At 47.8% G+C, this 18,772-nt stretch carries 17 protein-coding genes; 1 reads left to right on the plus strand and 16 read right to left on the minus strand.

Features of this window, described 5'->3' with window-relative positions; translation table 11 throughout:
• Positions 1-216: 216 nt before the first annotated feature.
• From N288_RS14250 to N288_RS14315, 15 genes are all read right to left on the minus strand, one after another.
• Positions 217-1,230, minus strand: a complete 1,014-nt coding sequence (locus N288_RS14250) for a MupG family TIM beta-alpha barrel fold protein (protein WP_009793159.1) — start codon at positions 1,228-1,230, stop codon at positions 217-219.
• Positions 1,227-2,588: a PTS transporter subunit EIIC gene (locus tag N288_RS14255; protein WP_022544038.1), complete on the minus strand. Its 1,362-nt coding sequence runs from the start codon at positions 2,586-2,588 to the stop codon at positions 1,227-1,229. Before N288_RS14255 ends, N288_RS14250 begins: the two co-directional genes overlap by 4 nt.
• A gap of 220 nt (positions 2,589-2,808) precedes the next feature.
• Positions 2,809-3,717: an N-acetylmuramic acid 6-phosphate etherase gene (murQ, locus tag N288_RS14260; protein WP_009793157.1), complete on the minus strand. Its 909-nt coding sequence runs from the start codon at positions 3,715-3,717 to the stop codon at positions 2,809-2,811.
• 1,223 nt (positions 3,718-4,940) lie between these two features.
• Positions 4,941-5,084, minus strand: a complete 144-nt coding sequence (locus N288_RS25185; protein ID WP_022544040.1) for a hypothetical protein — start codon at positions 5,082-5,084, stop codon at positions 4,941-4,943.
• A gap of 264 nt (positions 5,085-5,348) precedes the next feature.
• Complete coding sequence (locus N288_RS14265) at positions 5,349-6,302, minus strand: nuclease-related domain-containing protein (protein ID WP_022544042.1); 954 nt, start codon at positions 6,300-6,302, stop codon at positions 5,349-5,351.
• 76 nt (positions 6,303-6,378) lie between these two features.
• Positions 6,379-7,134 carry a sulfite exporter TauE/SafE family protein gene (locus N288_RS14270; RefSeq protein WP_022544043.1) on the minus strand — a complete coding sequence of 252 codons (756 nt, stop codon included), beginning with the start codon at positions 7,132-7,134 and terminating at the stop codon, positions 6,379-6,381.
• A gap of 99 nt (positions 7,135-7,233) precedes the next feature.
• Positions 7,234-7,602, minus strand: coding sequence for a DUF3899 domain-containing protein (locus N288_RS14275; RefSeq protein WP_157638556.1), 369 nt, complete (start codon positions 7,600-7,602; stop codon positions 7,234-7,236).
• 74 nt (positions 7,603-7,676) lie between these two features.
• Positions 7,677-9,296 carry a peptide ABC transporter substrate-binding protein gene (locus N288_RS14280; RefSeq protein WP_022544044.1) on the minus strand — a complete coding sequence of 540 codons (1,620 nt, stop codon included), beginning with the start codon at positions 9,294-9,296 and terminating at the stop codon, positions 7,677-7,679.
• A 65-nt stretch (positions 9,297-9,361) separates the two neighbouring features.
• A complete protein-coding gene (locus N288_RS14285; protein ID WP_009795621.1) occupies positions 9,362-10,318 on the minus strand; it encodes an ABC transporter ATP-binding protein in 957 nt (318 codons plus the stop codon).
• A gap of 2 nt (positions 10,319-10,320) precedes the next feature.
• Positions 10,321-11,334, minus strand: a complete 1,014-nt coding sequence (locus tag N288_RS14290; protein ID WP_009795620.1) for an ABC transporter ATP-binding protein — start codon at positions 11,332-11,334, stop codon at positions 10,321-10,323.
• Between the two features lie 12 nt (positions 11,335-11,346).
• Positions 11,347-12,291 carry an ABC transporter permease gene (locus tag N288_RS14295; protein ID WP_009795619.1) on the minus strand — a complete coding sequence of 315 codons (945 nt, stop codon included), beginning with the start codon at positions 12,289-12,291 and terminating at the stop codon, positions 11,347-11,349.
• A gap of 2 nt (positions 12,292-12,293) precedes the next feature.
• Positions 12,294-13,220: an ABC transporter permease gene (locus tag N288_RS14300; RefSeq protein ID WP_022544046.1), complete on the minus strand. Its 927-nt coding sequence runs from the start codon at positions 13,218-13,220 to the stop codon at positions 12,294-12,296.
• A gap of 48 nt (positions 13,221-13,268) precedes the next feature.
• Positions 13,269-14,117 (minus strand): M55 family metallopeptidase, encoded by an 849-nt coding sequence (locus N288_RS14305; RefSeq protein WP_022544047.1) that lies wholly within the window; start codon positions 14,115-14,117, stop codon positions 13,269-13,271.
• 86 nt (positions 14,118-14,203) lie between these two features.
• Positions 14,204-15,265, minus strand: coding sequence for a M42 family metallopeptidase (locus N288_RS14310; protein ID WP_009795616.1), 1,062 nt, complete (start codon positions 15,263-15,265; stop codon positions 14,204-14,206).
• A 26-nt stretch (positions 15,266-15,291) separates the two neighbouring features.
• Positions 15,292-15,738: an Lrp/AsnC family transcriptional regulator gene (locus N288_RS14315; RefSeq protein WP_009795615.1), complete on the minus strand. Its 447-nt coding sequence runs from the start codon at positions 15,736-15,738 to the stop codon at positions 15,292-15,294.
• A 183-nt stretch (positions 15,739-15,921) separates the two neighbouring features.
• Between N288_RS14315 and N288_RS14320 the strand changes: the two genes are divergently transcribed.
• Complete coding sequence (locus tag N288_RS14320; RefSeq protein ID WP_009795614.1) at positions 15,922-17,052, plus strand: amidohydrolase; 1,131 nt, start codon at positions 15,922-15,924, stop codon at positions 17,050-17,052.
• A gap of 341 nt (positions 17,053-17,393) precedes the next feature.
• Here N288_RS14320 and N288_RS14325 read toward each other — a convergent pair whose 3' ends face one another.
• Positions 17,394-18,653 (minus strand): L-lactate MFS transporter, encoded by a 1,260-nt coding sequence (locus tag N288_RS14325; RefSeq protein WP_009795612.1) that lies wholly within the window; start codon positions 18,651-18,653, stop codon positions 17,394-17,396.
• Positions 18,654-18,772: the final 119 nt, after the last annotated feature.

An 18,772-nucleotide genomic window follows, 5' to 3' on the forward strand; every position in this document is an offset into this window, starting at 1 on the left:
TTTTACAAAGTTTAGTATTGGTTAAAAATCAAATATCTTCCCGATTATTAAACTGTAACAAAAAAAGTTACATTAACGATATAAGGAAGGATTAAAGATATCATATTCTACCGGGAGGTTTTTTTCAAAGGAAATGCCTGATTGAAATGCGTAAGAGGCTTGCTCAATTAAAGAAAGCAGTAAAAAAGCACACTCCGTTATGAGTGTGCTTCTGCTTTAAATATGGATAATGCGGATTTTTTGTCCGGGCTTTATAAATGAAAGAAGCGGCCTGTCTTCTTCTATTATTCTGCCTGCTATATTGACTCTTTCATCTGCCGGAAGGTCGGACAGTGTTATTTGCACTTCACCTTTGTAACGGCCGTAATGCTCATTATCAACAGTAATCGTTCCTGCATCACGCTTCCCGCAATTTAATGGGGGCACAGGGTCTGTTGTCCGGGTATTCATGAACCTGACAGCATCCCTCGCCTGATCAGGACGTGTTGCATATATTCCCTCAGGCAGTGTACAATTCTCAGCCCTCAGCGGCATAACTGAGTCCTCTTCGTAAGCCAGGAGATCCTCCAGCAGCCCTGCCCCAATATCCGGATCGCCGATATAAATATCATCAATTCCCGCAGCCTTCAACTCCGCATAAGCAGCAAAGGGTTCAGCATGACGGTGCTTTTCAAGCGTCGGCAGGCCTTCATAAAACGGTCCCCGTTTTTCTCCCCGGGATGGAATATACGCAGCAAGAGGAATACCCAGGCTTTTAAACAGCTTGTTCTGATCATGAAAAAAAGATTCACCCAGCCCGGTTTCCCGTCTCGGGTAAAAATTATGCCATCCGATCAGCCTATCAGGTTTAAGCCCACAACTGAGAAGGTTTTTAAGATCTTCTTCAAAAAGAATGCTGGAGTTGACAGCTATTTTGAATTCCTTTGCAAGGGAGACTATCAGATGATGATCGAAAAAGTCATCCAGCCTAAGGCCGGCTACCCCAAGATCTTTTAATGCAAAAAGGTCTGACACTCCCAAATGGGCTGGTGTTTTCATGGAAACATCCGCATAGACATCAATGCCGCTTTCCTTTGCAGCAGAAAGCAGCCTCTTGGCCGCTGCGGCCAGCTCACCTTTTTCTTCAGGGATATGAAGCGAGGTGAAGCCCCGCTTCACCCCCTTGCTTCCTGCATCCCTGATCCGCTCTTCAGCAGAAGGATCGTTCAGATAGAAGGAAATGCCGATCAATCAAACTCACCAGCCATTTCATCTTTAAAGCCGAACAGATACGTGAAGGCAAATCCTGCTGCATAAGCAATTACAAGTCCTACAAGGTACAGAAGGATTTCGCCTGCGTTAACAATGAAGGCAAGCGGCAGGCCGGATACTCCGATTGCAACAGTGGCAATATCGAAATGCGCCTGGAATGCGCCCCCAACACCTGCGCCAAGGCAGGCCGTAATGAATGGCCTTCCAAGAGGAAGCGTTACACCAAAGATCAGCGGTTCGCCGATACCAAGCATACCGGAAGGCAGAGCACCGCCAATTGCCCTTTTGAGGCGCTTCTTCTTGGTTTTGAAATAGATGGCAAATGCTGCACCAACCTGGCCGGCGCCGCCCATCGCAAGGATTGGCAATAATGGATCATCGCCGATTGAATTAATCAGTTCCAGGTGGACAGGCGTCAGACCCTGGTGAAGCCCGGTTACTACAAGCGGCAGGAAGGTAGCGCCCAGGACGAATCCGGCAACCACGCCGCCAATATCAAGAACAGAAAGCAAACCTTTTGTGATTCCTTCGGAGATAAAGCCGCCAACAGGCATGAATACTACATAAGTGACGATCCCTGTAATCAGCAGCGAAACCGTTGGCGTAATGATAATATCCAGTGACTGCGGTACAAATTTTCTGACCCGCTGCTCAACCAGCGCAATAAAGATGGCAGCAAGGAGTACTCCTATCAAGCCGCCGCGGCCAGGAACGAGTGCTTCACCAAAAAGCGTAATGCCGGCGACTGAAGGATTGATAATCAATATCCCTGCAAGTCCGCCCAGTGCAGGTGATCCCCCAAATTCTTTTGCAGCATTAATACCGACCAGGATGCCGAGATATGCGAAAAGCCCCCCGCCAATTACAGTCAGGATCATGGCAAGCTGTGATTCCCCGTCAAGCCAGCCTGCCTGAATGACAGCTTTCGAAATACCAGTGATCAGACCGGAAGCAACAAGTGCCGGAATGAGCGGAATAAAGATGCTCGCTATCTTGCGAAGGAACAGTTTGAAAGGAGTTGCGTTTTTCTTATTGATTTCTGACTTTTTGCTTGCTGCCCGATCATTAAGATTAAGTTCGCCCGATGCTTCAAGCAGTTTGCCAAACTCTTCTGTAACCTTATTGACCTTGCCTGGCCCCAGAATAATCTGCAGTGTTTCTTCTTCTACAAGTCCCAGGACGCCATCTATTTTTTTCAGTCCTGCTTTGTCTACCAATGACTCATCAAGCGGCGTTACTCTAAGACGGGTCATGCAATGCGTATAGGATCCGATATTGGAAGCCCCGCCCAGCTTATCGAGTATTTTCTCTGCAAGAATTGTATTTTCGCCAGCCATTTGAATTTCCCCCATTTCTAACATTGATGTCAGTACAAATTTTCAAACTATTGGAATCGTTTTCATCCAAGGCATAAAAAATAGCTTAAGAGAATAATAGGATAAAGTATCAGTGCAAGCCTATATTATGAAAAACCCCTGTCAGCTGTTTTTTGATGACCACCCCCAAAAAAGGATATGCAGAGGGCAGGCCCGCACATGGCGCCTTCCCCTGATAGTTTTAGTTGCCTGCTTTCTCCACTGCCATACGCACATATCCACCGGCTTGATCGAGCAGCTTCTCAGCTTCATCTTTGCTTTTACCTGTTTTGATCATGACGATCGCAGATTTAGCCTGAAGCCCGCTGTCTTCAAGAGCTTTTCTGGAAATGTTATAATCAGCGCCGGTTATTTTGCTGATGATCCCGATCGCACGCTCCTTGAGCTTATGATTGCTGACATGAACATCCACCATGAGGTTTTCATAAACCTTGCCGAACAGGATCATGCTGGCAGTTGAAATCATGTTCAAAATCATTTTATGGGCAGTTGCCGCCTTCAGCCTTGTAGAGCCTGTCAGCGCCTCAGGGCCGACAATCACTTCGATGCTGTGGTCAGCTTCTTTGCTGATGACGGCGCCGGTGTTGCAGGAAAGTGCTACCGTCCTGGCTCCGATGCTCCTCGCATACTTAAGCGCTCCTGCCACATAAGGGGTGCGCCCGCTCGCTGCAATCCCGATCACAGTATCATCTTGTGTCAGGCCAATCTCCTTTAAATCGCGTTCGCCCCATTCCGGCTTATCCTCTGCCCCCTCAACAGCCTTGACAAAAGCATCCTTGCCCCCGGCCATGATTCCCTGGACAGTTTCAGGATCCGTACTGAAAGTAGGCGGGCATTCGACTGCATCCAAAACACCGAGCCTTCCGCTTGTACCAGCCCCGATATAGATGAGCCTGCCTCCCTTTTTCAGGGATTCGAATACAAACCCGACTGCTACCTCGACATCCGGGAGAACCTGCTCAACCGCTAATGCCACCTTCTTGTCTTCCTCATTCATCATCGTGATGATCTCCAAAGGCGAAGCTGTATCAATCTTCATCGTCCGCTCATTCCGGGTTTCTGTTGTTAACGAGGTTAAGTTCTCTTTCATTCCTATGGCCCTCCTGTCACTGATGTACTAGTTCTAATTTCATTATAGAGGGTTTGAAATATTAGTTCAATAACATATTTACTTTTATGAAATATAATTTTAACACCAGTGGAGTTTGAGCTTGTTTTTACTATTATATATATGAGCCTGGTTGGGTTGTATTCTTTTTTTAGATGGACGGAGGGGGCGGGTGAAAAAATGTTTTAGTTTGGGGCTGGGAAAGGGCATTTAGGTTTTGGGCAGGGGGGTATACTTTGTTATTCTCTCAAACTTTGGATACATAACTCCGTCGTTTTGCACTCAGTTATGTATCCCGCACTCTTCCTCGGATACATGACTGCTCCTTTTTCATCTCACTCATGTATCCCGCACTCCCCCCGGGATACATGACTGCTCCTTTTTCGACCCAATCATGTATCCCGCACTCCCCCTGGGATACATGACTGCTCCTTTTTCGACCCACTCATATATCCCGCACTCCTCCCGGGATACATGACTGCTCCTTTTTCGACCCACTCATGTATCACGCACTCTTCCTCGGATACATGACTGCTCCTTTTTCATCTCACTCATGCATCCCGCACTCCTCCCGGGATACATGACTGCTCCTTCTTCGACCCACTCATGTATCACGCACTCTTCACGGGATACATGACTGCTCCTTTTTCGACCCAATCATGTATCCCGCACTCCCCCCGGGATACATGACTGCTCCTTTTTCATCCCACTCATGTATCCCGCACTCCCCCCGGGATACATGACTGCTCCTTTTCCATCCCACTCATGCATCCCGCACTCCTCACGGGATACATGACTGCTCCTTTTTCGACCCACTCATGTATCACGCACTCCTCCTCGGATACATGACTGCTCCTTTTTCATCTCACTCATGTATCCCGCACTCCCCCCGGGAAACATGACTGCTCCTTTTTCATCTCACTCATGTATCCCGCACTCCCCCCGGGATACATGACTGCTCCTTTTTCGACCCACTCATGTATCCCGCACTCCTCACGGGATACATGACTGCTCCTTTTTCATCTCACTCATGTATTCCGCACTCCTCACGGGATACATGACTGCTCCTTTTTCATCCCACTCATGTATCCCGCACTCCCCCCGGGATACATGACTGCTCCTTTTTCGACCCACTCATGTATCCCGCACTCCCCCCGGGATACATGACTGCTCCTTTTTTGATCCAATCATGTATCCTGCACTCCTCACGGGATACATGACTGCTCCTTTTTCATCTCACTCATGTATTCCGCACTCCTCCCGGGATACATGACTGCTCCTTTTTCGACCCACTCATGTATCCCGCACTCCTCACGGGATACATGACTGCTCCTTTTCGACACACTCATGTATCACGCACTCCTCCCGGGATACATGACTGCTCCTTTTTTGATCCAATCATGCATCCCGCACTCCCCCCGGGATACATGATGCTCCTTTTTCGACCCACTCATGCATCCCGCACTCCTCCCGGGATACATGACTGCTCCTTTTCCATCCCACTCATGCATCCCGCACTCCCCCCGGAATACAAGACTGCTCCTTTTCCATCCCACTCATGTATCCCGCACTCCCCTTCAGATACAAATCAGGCCAAATTCCAGCCTGATCTGCTAGACTTTCAAAGGGGTTGGCTGCCCGCCGGGACTCTGAGTATTGCCGCGATTCGTATATCTCGCATACTTCCCTCTCCCTTTGAAATCATAATGTTTCTTGAGCACCCGCTGAATCGTTCTTTTATCCTTAATAATCCTGCACCAATCAATAAGCAAAGGAGTGGTGATCGTCCTCCGAGGAAAAAGCATCGTAATTTCCTCCACAGCCCCTACCACTGCATCTTCAAGAGTTTCCCTTCCCCCGCAAAGTTCACAGACCACTAAGGAATGTTTAACAGTATGATAAAACTCCTTGCATTGCGGGCAAACCAAACCTTTTTCTAATTGTTCATAGGGGTAATAATAGTTTCTCGGAAAAGGGTCTTCCTTCATATGAAGGGATACAAGCTTCTTGGCTAAATTAGAGTGTGAATGTTTTATAGGGGAGGTTTGATTCAGCATTTTTTCCCGAAAACGCGGCATTTGGCCGGGCAGGATGATGGGGAGATTTCTGGGGGCTTGAAAGAGGCAGAATTCCGGATTAACAAAAATTAAATTTGCTTCAATTCTTATGTCAAAAGCATGTTCCTTCAAAAGCTGCCTCATAAGATTTTCTGTGCGCTTCAGCTGAAGAATCGGATTCTTGATTTCATTGCCGGAAAAAGTGTACCAGGCATCGCCTTGAATATAGTAGTCACCCTGGTAGTTTTTAATTTCAAACAGGTAAAGCGTTGTTCCGGAGAAAATTAAAGAGTCGACTTGAAAAATTGTTCCTTGATGGTTCAGCAAGAGATCATTTAAAATATGCCACTCCTCATCAATGGTATTAACCCACCGGTCAAACTCCTCTTCCCCCTTCCAGCCCTTCAGCAGTATATCGAGCTGCTTTGCGTCCGGGACATCAAGTTGAACCCGGGCACCAAGGGACTTCAAAATCTTCAATTTAGTTGACTCCACACGCTCTTTTCTCAAACATCTCCTCCTCCTTTCCATTCCATTTTATTACAGCACCATTTCAAAAAAAAGCCATAAAAAACACACCTGGCCGCTACTGCGGAAAGAGCAGCAGCAGCCCGGCAGCAGCTGGCGTCAATATCATTGATGCCTTCAGTACGTTTTTTGGGGCATAGCCTGTGAATTTTGCACCGATATAAGCGCCTGTCATGGTGCCGAGAAGCACTTGCAGAAGCAACAGGTAGTCGAGATAGCCTTCAGACTGATACCCGAGTCCTCCTCCTGCCGCAATAGGCAGTATAACAAGCATCGTTGTACCTATCGACTGCCTGATTGTAAGGCCGAGCATGATCAGCAGGCCAAGCTGGATGAAGGGTGTTGAACCGATCCCGAAGGTCCCCGATAATACGCCGGTTATAAGCCCCAGGATGACCGCTTTTACAGCCAGCTGAACAGACAGCTTGTCCCTTCCTGCTTCGTGGTCAGTGAGATTCTTGGTTATGTACAATCTGACCATGAGCAATATGGAGGACAGGAACAGCATGCCTGCCGTCAGCCAATGGAGTGATTCCACAGGTATTCCTGCAGCGAGCTGTGAGCCCCCGTATGCACCAAAAGCACCGGCGATCCCTGTCACAAGCCCTGCTTTGACCGCCATATTCCCTTCTCTGTAATGGCTGTAGGCTCCTGACAAACTTGTGAAAATCATTGCCGTTAGTGATGTTCCTAAAGCTATATGGATCGGCACATCAAACACCAGCGTCAGGATAGCGATGATAAAGCCGGCCCCGCCGGCCCCGATAAATCCCAGCAGCATGCCCATCAGCAGCATCGTTAAAGTTATGGCCATAATACTCTTCCTTCCTTTTTCCATCCTTTATTATACATATATCTCTTTGAAAAAATAAGAAAAGAAGGCCCCGGCCAGGAGCCTCCTTCTAATCTTTTCCTAATAAAAGAACAATCCCACAAGCGATACGGCCATCGAACTCAATCCAGCAACCAAAAAGGCATAAAGCAGTACTGTTGAAGCGCCAGCCTTAAATTCCTGCCATTTATAGTCACTGCTTACCATGCTGTCAGTTCGTTCCATGGCGTTGGAACGGGGAAATAGGCTTGTCCCGATTGCGCGGAATCCGCTGAAGAACAGTGATAGAAATCCAGTTTTAAAGATGATGATGATGACGGCTGCAGAAAGCCCCGCTATACCTGCGATGAATGATAGATTGATCCAGTCAAGCAGGGGCAGGATTCCCGTCACCCGAATACTGATCCAAATGCAGGCTATCAGCAGAAAACCTGTTATCTTCCATTTCATAAGATGTCCCCCAGACTGTTTTTCTATCATTATAGCAGGAACTTGCAGAAGCTGGCAGCTTTCGCCTTCCCTCTTTATTCTGAAACTTTCTTTGTCCACTTGAGAGCCGGATAACGGTTGAAGGGATATACGACTCCTTCAAATTTAGGTGATGTCAGGTACGTATTTGTGTAATGATATACCGGCATGAATGGCATTTCTTCCATCAGGATTTTTTCAGCATCATGCAGTAGCTGATAGCGCTTGGCTTCATCCTGCTCCACTTTTGCCTGGGCAATCAGTGAATCGTATTCTTCGTTGACCCATTGTGTACGGTTGTTAGGGCTGTCTCCCAGGTAATAGTCGAGGATGACAACAGGATCAAGAAGGACACCGATCCAGCCCATGCGGGCCATTTGGAAATTATGCTGCTTTGTTGTATCAAGGTATGTCTTCCATTCCTGGTTGGCCAGCTTGATGTTAACGCCGAGATTCTTTTTGACCATTTCCTGAACAGCTTCACCGATTTTCTTATGGTTTTCGGCTGTGTTGTAAAGAAGAGTTACTTCAGGAAGGGTTGTCCAGCCTTCTTCTTTCATTCCTTCTTCAAGAAGCTTTTTCGCTTCATCTGCATTTTCGTCGAAATATTCTCCGCCGGCTTCACGGAAATCTCCGTCAGGTGTTTCAACACCAGGCGGCACGAAAGCAAAGGCTGGAGTCTCGCCTGCTTTTGTGATATTCTCCGAGATAGCTTCACGGTTTATGGCCATGGCAAACGCACGGCGGACTTTAGCATTGGTGAATGGCTCTTTTTCTACATTGAACATATACATATATGTTCCGAAATAAGGGACTTCCTGATATTCCTCGTTTTCTTTTTCCTGGGCAAGTGCATCTGTCGGAAGTGTCTGGATCAGATCAAGTTCACCAGTTTTATACATCTGATAGTATGTGGTTGCATCATTGACCATTTTCCAGGTAACCTTCTCAAGACTTACCGTCTTGTTATCCCAATAGTTCTCGTTCTTTTCTGCGACGGCTTCGCTGTCATGCTTCCATGAAGTAAATTTGAACGGTCCGTTGCTCACATATCCTTCAGCATCGGCAGCCCAATTTTTGTTTCCTTCAGCAAGCTCTTGCTTAACCGGATAGAAAGTCCACATTGTCAGGAGCTCATCGAAATATCCCAGCGGCGCATTCAGCTCTACGATAAGTGTTTTGTCATCCTTAGCTGTGACGCCGACTTCTTCTGCGCTTCCATTTCCTTTGTTATAGTCCTCTGCACCTTTAAGATAATAAAGATAAAATGCAAAGGAACTGCCTGTGTCAGGATTCAGAACGCGTTTCCATGCGTATTCGAAATCACCGGCTGTGACTGGTGTCCCGTCTGACCATTTCGCATCATCACGCAGGGTGAAAGTGTATGTTTTTCCATCATCAGATACTTGGGCGTCCTTCGCTGTGCCAAGTACCGGCTTGCCATCCTTGTCCTTTGTATAAAGGCCTTCAAAAATATGATCCAGAATCCAGCCTGATGTTGTATCTGTTGCAAGAGCCGGATCCAAATCTGGCGGCTCGCTCATTGCATTCAGCACAATCTCCTGTTTAACATCTTCCCCGCTTCCGCTGCCGGAAGCTCCTTCACCGCCGCTGCAGCCCGCTAAAGCTGAAGAGACAAAAAGGGCTGCGGCAATGCCTGATAGCCATTTCTTCATATTCCATTCCCCTCTCATCTAATTTATTTATCTTATCCTCTCTCAATCCTGCAAAGAGGTGAAGATCAAATGTTGTACAAGTGGCAGGCTGTCCAGTGGCCAGGCTTTACTTCCTTCCATTCCGGCACTTTCTGGGCACAGATGTCCATTGCGTGCGGACAGCGCGTCCGGAAACGGCAGCCGCTCGGCGGATTAACCGGACTTGGAGGATCACCCTGAAGTGTGATGCGCTCCCTCTTTGCAGCGGCAGGGTTTGCCACCGGGATTGCCGAAAGAAGAGCCTGTGTGTATGGATGGAGCGGTTCGGCAAAAAGCTCGCGGCTCTCGGCCAGCTCCATCATCTTCCCAAGATACATGACACCGATCCGGTCGCTGATATGCTTGACCATCCCCAGGTCATGGGCGATGAATAAATATGTCAGCCCCTGCTCCTTTTTCAGGTCCTCCAGAAGATTGATAACCTGTGCCTGGATACTGACATCAAGCGCCGAGATCGGCTCATCGGCAACAATGAATTTCGGGTCGACAGCAAGCGCCCTGGCAATGCCGATGCGCTGGCGCTGCCCGCCGCTGAACTCATGGGGATAACGTTTGGCATGTTCCGGGCGCAGGCCTACCCTTTCAAGAAGGTCATAAATCCTTTCCTGGCGCTCTTTTCCCTTGGCCAGTTTGTGGGCATCCATGCCTTCGGCGATAATATCGCCGACTCTCATACGCGGATTAAGGGAAGCATGGGGATCCTGGAAAATGATCTGCATTTCCCTGTTGACCGCCTGCATCGCCTTTTTATCAAGCGACTCTACGTCCCTGCCGTTATAAATGATTTTCCCCTCTGTTGGCTTCTGAAGTCCGACGATGGTTTTGCCGAGCGTTGATTTTCCGCTTCCGCTTTCACCGACAAGGCCGAAGGTTTCGCCTTTTTTTATGGAAATCGTAATATCATCGACTGACTTTACCGTCTGGTCTTTTTTAATTTTGAAATATTTTTTCATAGCTTCTATTTCTAAAAGTGTTTCAGCCATTTTCATTCCCTCCCTGCTGCAACGAAGTCTTCGGCCTTAGGGGCCCTTGGGTCATTCAGCCAGCATTTGGCCTGATGCCCATTTTCCTCTCCAAATGCTGGCGGCATTTGCTGCAGGCAGATTTCCATTGCATATTTGCATCTTGGTGCAAAAGGACATCCCTTTGGAGGCGAAAATAAATCCGGCGGGGAGCCTTCAATCGGCACGAGCCTTTTCTTATCAGGAGAGTCTGTGTCCGGAATCGACTCAAGAAGTCCCCAGGTGTAGGGATGCTTAGGATTCTCGAAAATTTCAGCGACAGTCCCGCTCTCGATCATCATCCCTGCATACATGACAATCACACGCTGGGCCGTTTCAGCGACCACTCCCAAATCATGCGTGATTAATATAATAGAAGTATTTGTTTTTTTCTGCAGATCCTTCATCAGATCCAGCACCTGGGCCTGGATCGTTACATCAAGTGCAGTGGTAGGCTCATCTGCGATCAGAAGCTCCGGATTGCAGGCAAGGGCAATGGCTATCATGGCACGCTGCCTCATCCCCCCGCTGAATTCGTGCGGATACTGGCTGTACCGCTCTTCAGGATTTGGGATGCCGACGAGTTTGATCATCTCGATTGCCTTTTCTTTTGCTTCTGTTTTTCCCAGCTTTTGATGGATGAGAAGGCCTTCTTCTATCTGCTTGCCTATTTTCATTGTCGGATTTAAGGAAGTCATTGGATCCTGGAAGACCATGCTGATCTTCGAGCCTTTGATTTTTTGCATTTCCCTTTTGGAGATTTTCAGCAAATCCTTATCCTGAAAAAGTACTTGCCCATTCTTTACTTTTCCGGGAGGAGTGGGTATCAGCCCCATGATCGTCTGGACAGTCACGCTTTTTCCGCTTCCGCTTTCTCCTACGATTGCCAGTACCTCGCCTTTATCGATATGAAAGGAAACGTCCCGGACTGCCTTTACCTCTCCTCCGTATGTCTTGAAATTAACTTCGAGGTTTTTCACTTCCAGTAAATGGCTCATCTGTCATGCCTCCTATTTCCGTACTCTTGGATCCAGCGCGTCCTGAAGTCCGTCACCGAATGCATTGAATGCAAACATTGTCAGGGAAATCATCAGCCCCGGGAAAAACAGCCTCCACCATTGTCCGCTCAGGATGACACCCAATGCATCATTGGCCATCGTCCCCCAGCTTGCAAATGGGGCTTGAACACCCAATCCAAGGAAGCTGAGAAAAGATTCGGCAAAGATGGCCTGCGGGATTGTAAATGTCAGATTGACGATTATGATGCCCATCGTATTTGGCAGCAGATGGCGCATGATGATTTTCCCGTGGGAGGTCCCCAATTTTTCTGCTGCCATGACATATTCCTGTGACTTCAGCTGAAGGATCTGACCCCTGATGATCCTGGCCATCCCGACCCAGCCTGTGACAGACAGGGCAATGATAATGGTTGTGACGCCAGGTTCCATGATGACCATAAGCAGGATGACGACGAGCAGATAAGGGATGCCGTAAAGAATCTCAACAAGCCTCATAAGCAGGCTGTCCACCCGGTCTCCGAACTTCCCTCTCCCGGCCATATAGCCGCTGATCCCGCCTACCGCTACACCGAGGATCAGGTCGATGATGGCTGCGGCAAAACCGATAGTCAAGGACACCCTTGCTCCGTACCAGGTACGCGTCCACATATCCCTCCCCAGATCATCTGTCCCGAACCAATGCTCTGAAGATGGGGCAAGATTGCCTTTAGTCAGATCCTGGTCAGAAGGGCTGTACGGGACAAATGATGGTCCGAAAGCCGCAAGGAGGATGATAACCAAAAGGAGGCTGAAGCCAAGCAATGCCAATTTATTTCTTACAATATTCAGTGCCGTTTCCTTCCAGACGCTCAAGGACGGCCTCTGGATTTCATCATGGCTCTTTTTATCGGGCGATACAGGCCTGAACAGGAGCTCTTCTGATTGTTTCGGCTGCATGTTTATTCCCCTCCGCTCGATAGTTTTATTCGTGGGTCGATCAGCCTGTAGGAAATATCAATTAAAAACAGGGTGATGACAAGAATGGCGCTGAAGAAAATTGTTGTCCCCAGGATAACGGGATAATCCCTGTTGAAGATACTGTCAACGAAATAGCGGCCGATTCCAGGTATGGCAAAGATTTTTTCAATAACAAAGGTACCGGTGATCAGCGCAACAAATAGTGGGCCGATAAAGGAAACGACCGGCATGATGGCATTCCGGATACCGTGCTTAAGTACAAGCTGGAACGTGGAAAGCCCCTTTGCATTGGCGGTCTTTATATAGTTCTGGTTCATGACCTCAAGCATGCTCGAACGCATGAATCTTGCGATGACTGCAAGCGGGGTCGCAGCCAGTGCGAGTGACGGGAGGATTGTATGCTGCCATGTTCCCCATGAAGCAACAGGCAGCAGCCTCCAATCCACCGCAAAATATTTAATCAGGAGCGGCGCCAGGATGAAGCTTGGGACAGAGATGCCGATGATGGCAACCATCATGCTCGCATAATCAATGAACCTATTATGATTCAGTGCCGCTATGATCCCAAGCGACAGCCCGAATATCAAAGCGATTGTGATGGACTGAATACCCAGGAGTGCTGAAGCCGGCGCTCCTTCTGCGATGATTGAATTGACGCTCCTCGTTTCCGACTGGATGGACGGTCCAAGGTCACCTATCGCAAGATTTTTCATAAACAGAGCATATTGTACAGGCAGCGGTTCATCCAAATTGTATTTGGCCCTGATATTCTGGAGAACTTCCTCAGGCAGCACATCGCCGTCTGAAGCAAATGGATCCCCGGGTATGAATTTCATTATGACGAATGTCAGTGTAGCGATTACCCAAATCGTTAAGAGCATGATGAGGAATCGTTTGACTATGTACATTTGCTCACCTCCACAGCATTGAAGGAGCAGTAGAGCTCCTTTTTCTTTTTACGCATTTACCTGGCCCAGGACTCCATTGGTAGCAGTCATTGCTATGATGACGCAGCCCCACATATGCTTATAGGCAGTGACCATATCATCGCAAGTAAACTTGATTCTCTTTGGCCCTATCAATTCAACTGTCGGGAGGGTTGTTGTCATTTTTGCCTGCTGCGGCCCCTTCATTTCGATTTCAAATGTTACCGGCCCTTCCGTCTCGACGGCCTGCTGGTCCTTTGCCTTTTTAACGGCTGCCTCAGCCTTGGCCCTGATTTCTTCTCTTGCTTTCTCAGGATGGATCAGTTCGGCCGCGAACCTGTCAACAGCCCTCTTCGTCACGGCCCCTTCTACATGTGGAAGTGTTTCCTGCACTTCTTTTACATAAGCGTCATCACCGGAAACAAAGATTGCCGGGACGCCGAATGCTCCTGCCACCATTGTGTTCATTTCTGTTTCACCGACAATTTTTCCGTTGATTTTCATTTCGTTCACACAAATGCCTGCAAGTGTATGAGAAATGACTGTCAGATCAGAACCGCCTTCCCTGCCATGGTGGCCGACGAACATGATTCCGCTGAACGTCCCATCCAGGCCTTCCAGCTGGCACATGACCCGGTTGTTCCCTGAAACAAGGCGGGCACGCGGATCCATTTCTTCAATAATGATATTAGACATATTGCCATGGCCGTCTGCCACGACCACTTCCTCTGCCCCTCCATTGAAAGCTCCTTCAATTGCTGCGTTCACATCGGCTGTCATAAGCTTCCTGAACCGCTGGTATTCTGAGTTTGTTTTTAGCTGCTGGTTTGTCGCTACTCCTGAGATGCCTTCCATGTCTGCCGAAATAAATATCTTCATTAAATATCCTCCTAAATGAATAATCATTCATTATTTTAATTTTTCAGTCTTTTTAAACTGGGTTTTAGGCAAGTCAGCCTTCCCTCTTAAAAAGGGAAGGTCTGATCTTCAGTCAGATTCCTGATAAATGCTGTGACAAGATCTTTAGTTGCAATCAGGTCGCCGATATCTGCAACCTCAACAGGTGAGTGTGCATAGCGGGATGGAATGGAAAGGACGCCAGTCGGGATTCCCTTATTGGCATAATTGACCGCTCCTCCATCTGTTCCTATGCCCGGAAATACTTCAAGCTGGTACGGAATCTTGTTTTCTTCAGCCAGTCTTACTAACAGGTCTTTCACCGTCTTATGTACAATCAGGCTGAAATCCATGACCTTGATGCCAGTGCCTCTTCCAAGTCCGAGGCTTCCATCCATTGTTTCTTCCGGCGTATCACTGACTGCGGTAGTATCAACTGCTATAGCCGCGTCAGCCTGCAGATGCTCAGAAGCTGTTTTTGCCCCCCTGAGCCCGACTTCCTCCTGGACAGCAAAAAGGAAAATAAGCTCACCGGCAAAGGAACCATCCTTGACCTCTTCCAGAGATTCAAGCAATACAGCGCAGCCTGCCCTGTCATCCAGTGCCTTGGAGCGCACCCGCTGCTTTTTTTCCGGCCCAAACACCTGGAATTCTGTTCCCCAGGTTACCGGTGTGCCGATCCCGACTCCCATTTCTGCTGCTTCCTCAGGTGTAGAAGCGCCAATGTCAATGTACATCTGCGTATGCTTCCTTACCTTCCCAGGGTCGTCAAATTTTGCATAGTGAGCAGAAATCGTGCCGATCACACCGCTCACTTCCCCTTTGCTTCCCATCACCCTGACAGGCTGGGCAAGCATGATGCGGTCATCATTGCCGCCAAGCTTCTCGAAGCGGAGAAGGCCGTTTTGTTCAATTTTTTTGACGATAAATCCCACTTCATCGATATGGGCTGTCAAAACAATTGTTGGACCCGGTTTGTCCCCTTTTTTCCTGGCAATCACATTGCCGATCGGATCAATGGTGACGGAATCCGTTTTATCTTCAAGGTATTCTTTTAAAAAATAGGACACAGAATGCTCGTACCCGCATGGACCGGATAGTGACGTCAACTTTTTTAAAATCTCCAGCATAATATCTCTCCTAATCTATTTGGCTTTCAAATGAATTCAAAGGTATTTTTAAACACTTCAAGCTGGACAATGCTGTTCACTTCTGTGATATCCTCCAGGCCATTCAGCCTGAGCAGCAGATCTGTTATCTCATCCTGGCTCGGCACCGCAATCTGGACTAGAAGCGAATATTGTCCGGATGTCAAGGTAACATACCTGATTTCCCGGAAGGTTTTCAGTTCGTCAATCACTTTATGTATGCTCTGCGGCCTAACTTTCAGCTGAATGATCGCGCCTGCCTTTAATCCAAGGGCGATTGGGTTCACTACCCCGACCACTTCAAGGATGTGATTGTCAATCAGATTCTTATAGCGCAGCCTGACTGTTTTTTCGGTCACATTCATTTTGCCGGCGATCTCTGTAAATGACATTCTTCCGTCTTTGGAGAGCAGCTTGATAATACCCCTGTCCAGCTCATCAATTTCGTATTTCATAAATTACCTCCTTTCGGTATGAGATTTTAATATAAGTAAGAAAAACGGAAAAGCAAATTCAATATATGTACCATTTACAATATTTAAAAAATATTTTATTATCGAAAAAAGGAATTAAGGGTAATTATAGAAAAAGAATTTTCAGAAATCAACATTTTTTATTAAAAAAGGAGCGAAAAAATCATGTTAGCGATTACAAACGCAAAAATTTTTGATGGAACAGGGAAAAAATATGAAAATGCCAATCTTCTTATTCAGGACGGGAAAATTCAAAGATTAGGAGAAGATCTTGAAATCGGGGAAGAATATACAGTCATTGATGCAGCAGGCAAAATTGTCACTCCAGGTTTGATTGACGTACATACTCATCTGGGGGTGCATGAAGAAGGTGTGGGTAAAGAGGGGCAGGATTTCAATGAAACAAGTGCTGCTGCCACTGCCCAGGTAAGAGCCATCGATGGGATCAACCCGATGGAGAAAGGCTTTGAGGATGCAAGGCGCTTTGGGATCACTACGGTTCAGGTAATGCCGGGCAGCGCCAATGTCATTGGCGGAGAGATGATCGTCCTGAAAACTGCCGGGCAAATCATTGATGATATGGTTATCAGAAACCCTTCCGGCCTGAAAGCGGCAACCGGAGAAAACCCGAAAAGATTCCATGGCGGAAAAGGCATCATGCCGACTACCAGGATGGGAGTGGCCGCGATTCTGCGCGAAAAATTCATTGAGGCACAAAGCTACATCGAAAACCGCAAAGCCGGAAAAGCAGACAGGAAACTAGAACTTGAGAACATTGCTAAGGTGCTTAATAAAGAAATCCCGCTTCGCGTCCATGCGCACCGGGCCGATGACATTATTACCATCTTAAGGCTTAAAAGGGAATTCGGCTTTGACCTGACCATCGAGCATTGCACAGAAGGCCACCTGATTGCCCCATTCATTGCCAAACATGATGTCCGGGTTTCCGTTGGCCCGACCATGTCCTCCCGATCCAAAGTTGAGCTTGCGGATAAAGGCTGGCATACACTTCCTGCCCTTGCAGAAGAGGGAATAGCATTTTCCCTTACCACTGACCACCCTGTCGTAGGAATCGAGCACCTGATGACCAGCGCCATTCTGGCTGTCAAAAACGGCCTGAGTGAAGAGCAGGCACTAGAAGCGATTACGATTAATGCGGCAAGGCATCTCGGAGTCGAGGATCGTGTCGGATCGCTCGAACCTGGCAAGGACGCCGACTTTGTCATCTGGAGCGGGGATCCATTTGACTTGCGTTCCTCCGTTGAGGAAACTTATATCAACGGGGAGAGAGTCTGAACCAGGCGGTTAGTCTTTTTTGCCGGCAATTCTGCTGTAGGGTGATTGGCAGGCTGACTGTCCAGAAATGGTATCTTCGTATCCAGGAATCTCACAGGCAAATTGGACGGCGCTGCCAAAGGCCCTCCACTAACAGCATTTATTAAGCCGATGAATAGAAAACATCGGCTTTTTTGCTGGTTCACAATCGGTTCTTTGCCAAAGGTTATGCCGGCAACAAGATTATTTCCCCTTTTGAAAAGCATGCTGTTTTTGTTTCAGCAAACGTCAAATAGCCGCCATACACAGCGATCAACTGTTATGGCGGCCAGCCTGTCTTCCGCAAAACGCCCTTTTTATAACTAGACGGCTACTGACTTTTTATCTGCTTTCTTCTCTCTGAGCCTTTTAATATCAAGGCGGATCAATAATGAAACAGTAAGTGCAACGGCAAAGAGTCCTGTGAAAACATAGAGGCTTTGAGAATAGCTCCCTGTCGTTTCCCTTACCCAAGAAGCGAACATCGGTCCGGCCAGGCCGGCCGCAGCCCACGCTGTTAAAATATATCCGTGGATGGCGCCCAGCTGTTTTGTCCCAAACAAATCCCCGATGTATGCCGGGATGGAGGCAAAGCCTCCGCCATAGCATGTGTATATGATGGCAAGGATGATCTGAAACAGCAGCGGATTATCAACCATGGTGACAAGCGGAAAAGCAATGATCTGGATCAGGAAAAAGAGCGTATAGGTATTGGGCCTGCCGATATAATCAGAGATCGAAGCCCACCCGATCCTTCCTAATCCATTAAAAGCGCCCAGAACACCGACAAGGGCTGCTGCCGCTGCTGCTGTAAGTCCGATGCTTTCCTGTGCGAGAGGAGAAGCAGCAGAAATAATGGCTATGCCGCAGGTGACATTGATGAAAAGCATGATCCAGAGAAAGTAGAATCTTTTCGTTTTCACTGCCTCATTGGCTGTGAGCTGCGATAAATCTTCCCTTCCCCCACCCTTGCCATCCCCTTTTCCTTCAAACCCTTTCGGCACCCAGCCTTCTTTTGGATGAGCCAAATAGAGAGAGGCAGCGATCATAATAATAAAGTAGGAGATCCCAAGGATATAGAAGGTGCTTGCAATGCCCACGGAATTGATGAGGCTCTGCATGATCGGGCTGCTGATAAGGGCAGCAAAACCGAATCCCATGATAGCAAGCCCCGTCGCAAGTCCGCGGCGGTCAGGGAACCACTTTACGAGAGTTGAAACAGGAGCAATATAGCCCACACCCAGACCAATGCCTCCAAGTACTCCATAAAAGATGTATAATAGCATTAAAGATTCCATTTGGATGGCAAGCCCTGATCCGGTTATTCCTGCGCCGAAAAAAACGGCAGCCAATATCCCCGCTTTGCGCGGACCATATCTTTCTACAAAGTGGCCCAGGAATGCAGCTGATAGGCCCAGGAATAAAATTGCCAGGCTGAAAGTAAAGCTGACCTCTGTCAAATCCCAGCCAAACTCGCTGACAATCGGCTTGGTGAAGACACTCCAGGCATATACAGACCCGATCGATATATGGATTCCCACTGCCGAGGCCGCGATCAGCCACCTGTTTTTGGTTTTTTCCATCACTCCATCTCCCTCCTCTAATTAGAAAACCCTTTCATAACAAGCATTGCTATATTCCCTTAAAAGCTTCCCTCCAAACGGAATAGTCATAATATTTAGATGGTTTTTAGAGAATGGGC

This window comes from Bacillus infantis NRRL B-14911, assembly GCF_000473245.1.
Classification (GTDB): domain Bacteria; phylum Bacillota; class Bacilli; order Bacillales; family Cytobacillaceae; genus Bacillus_AB; species Bacillus_AB infantis.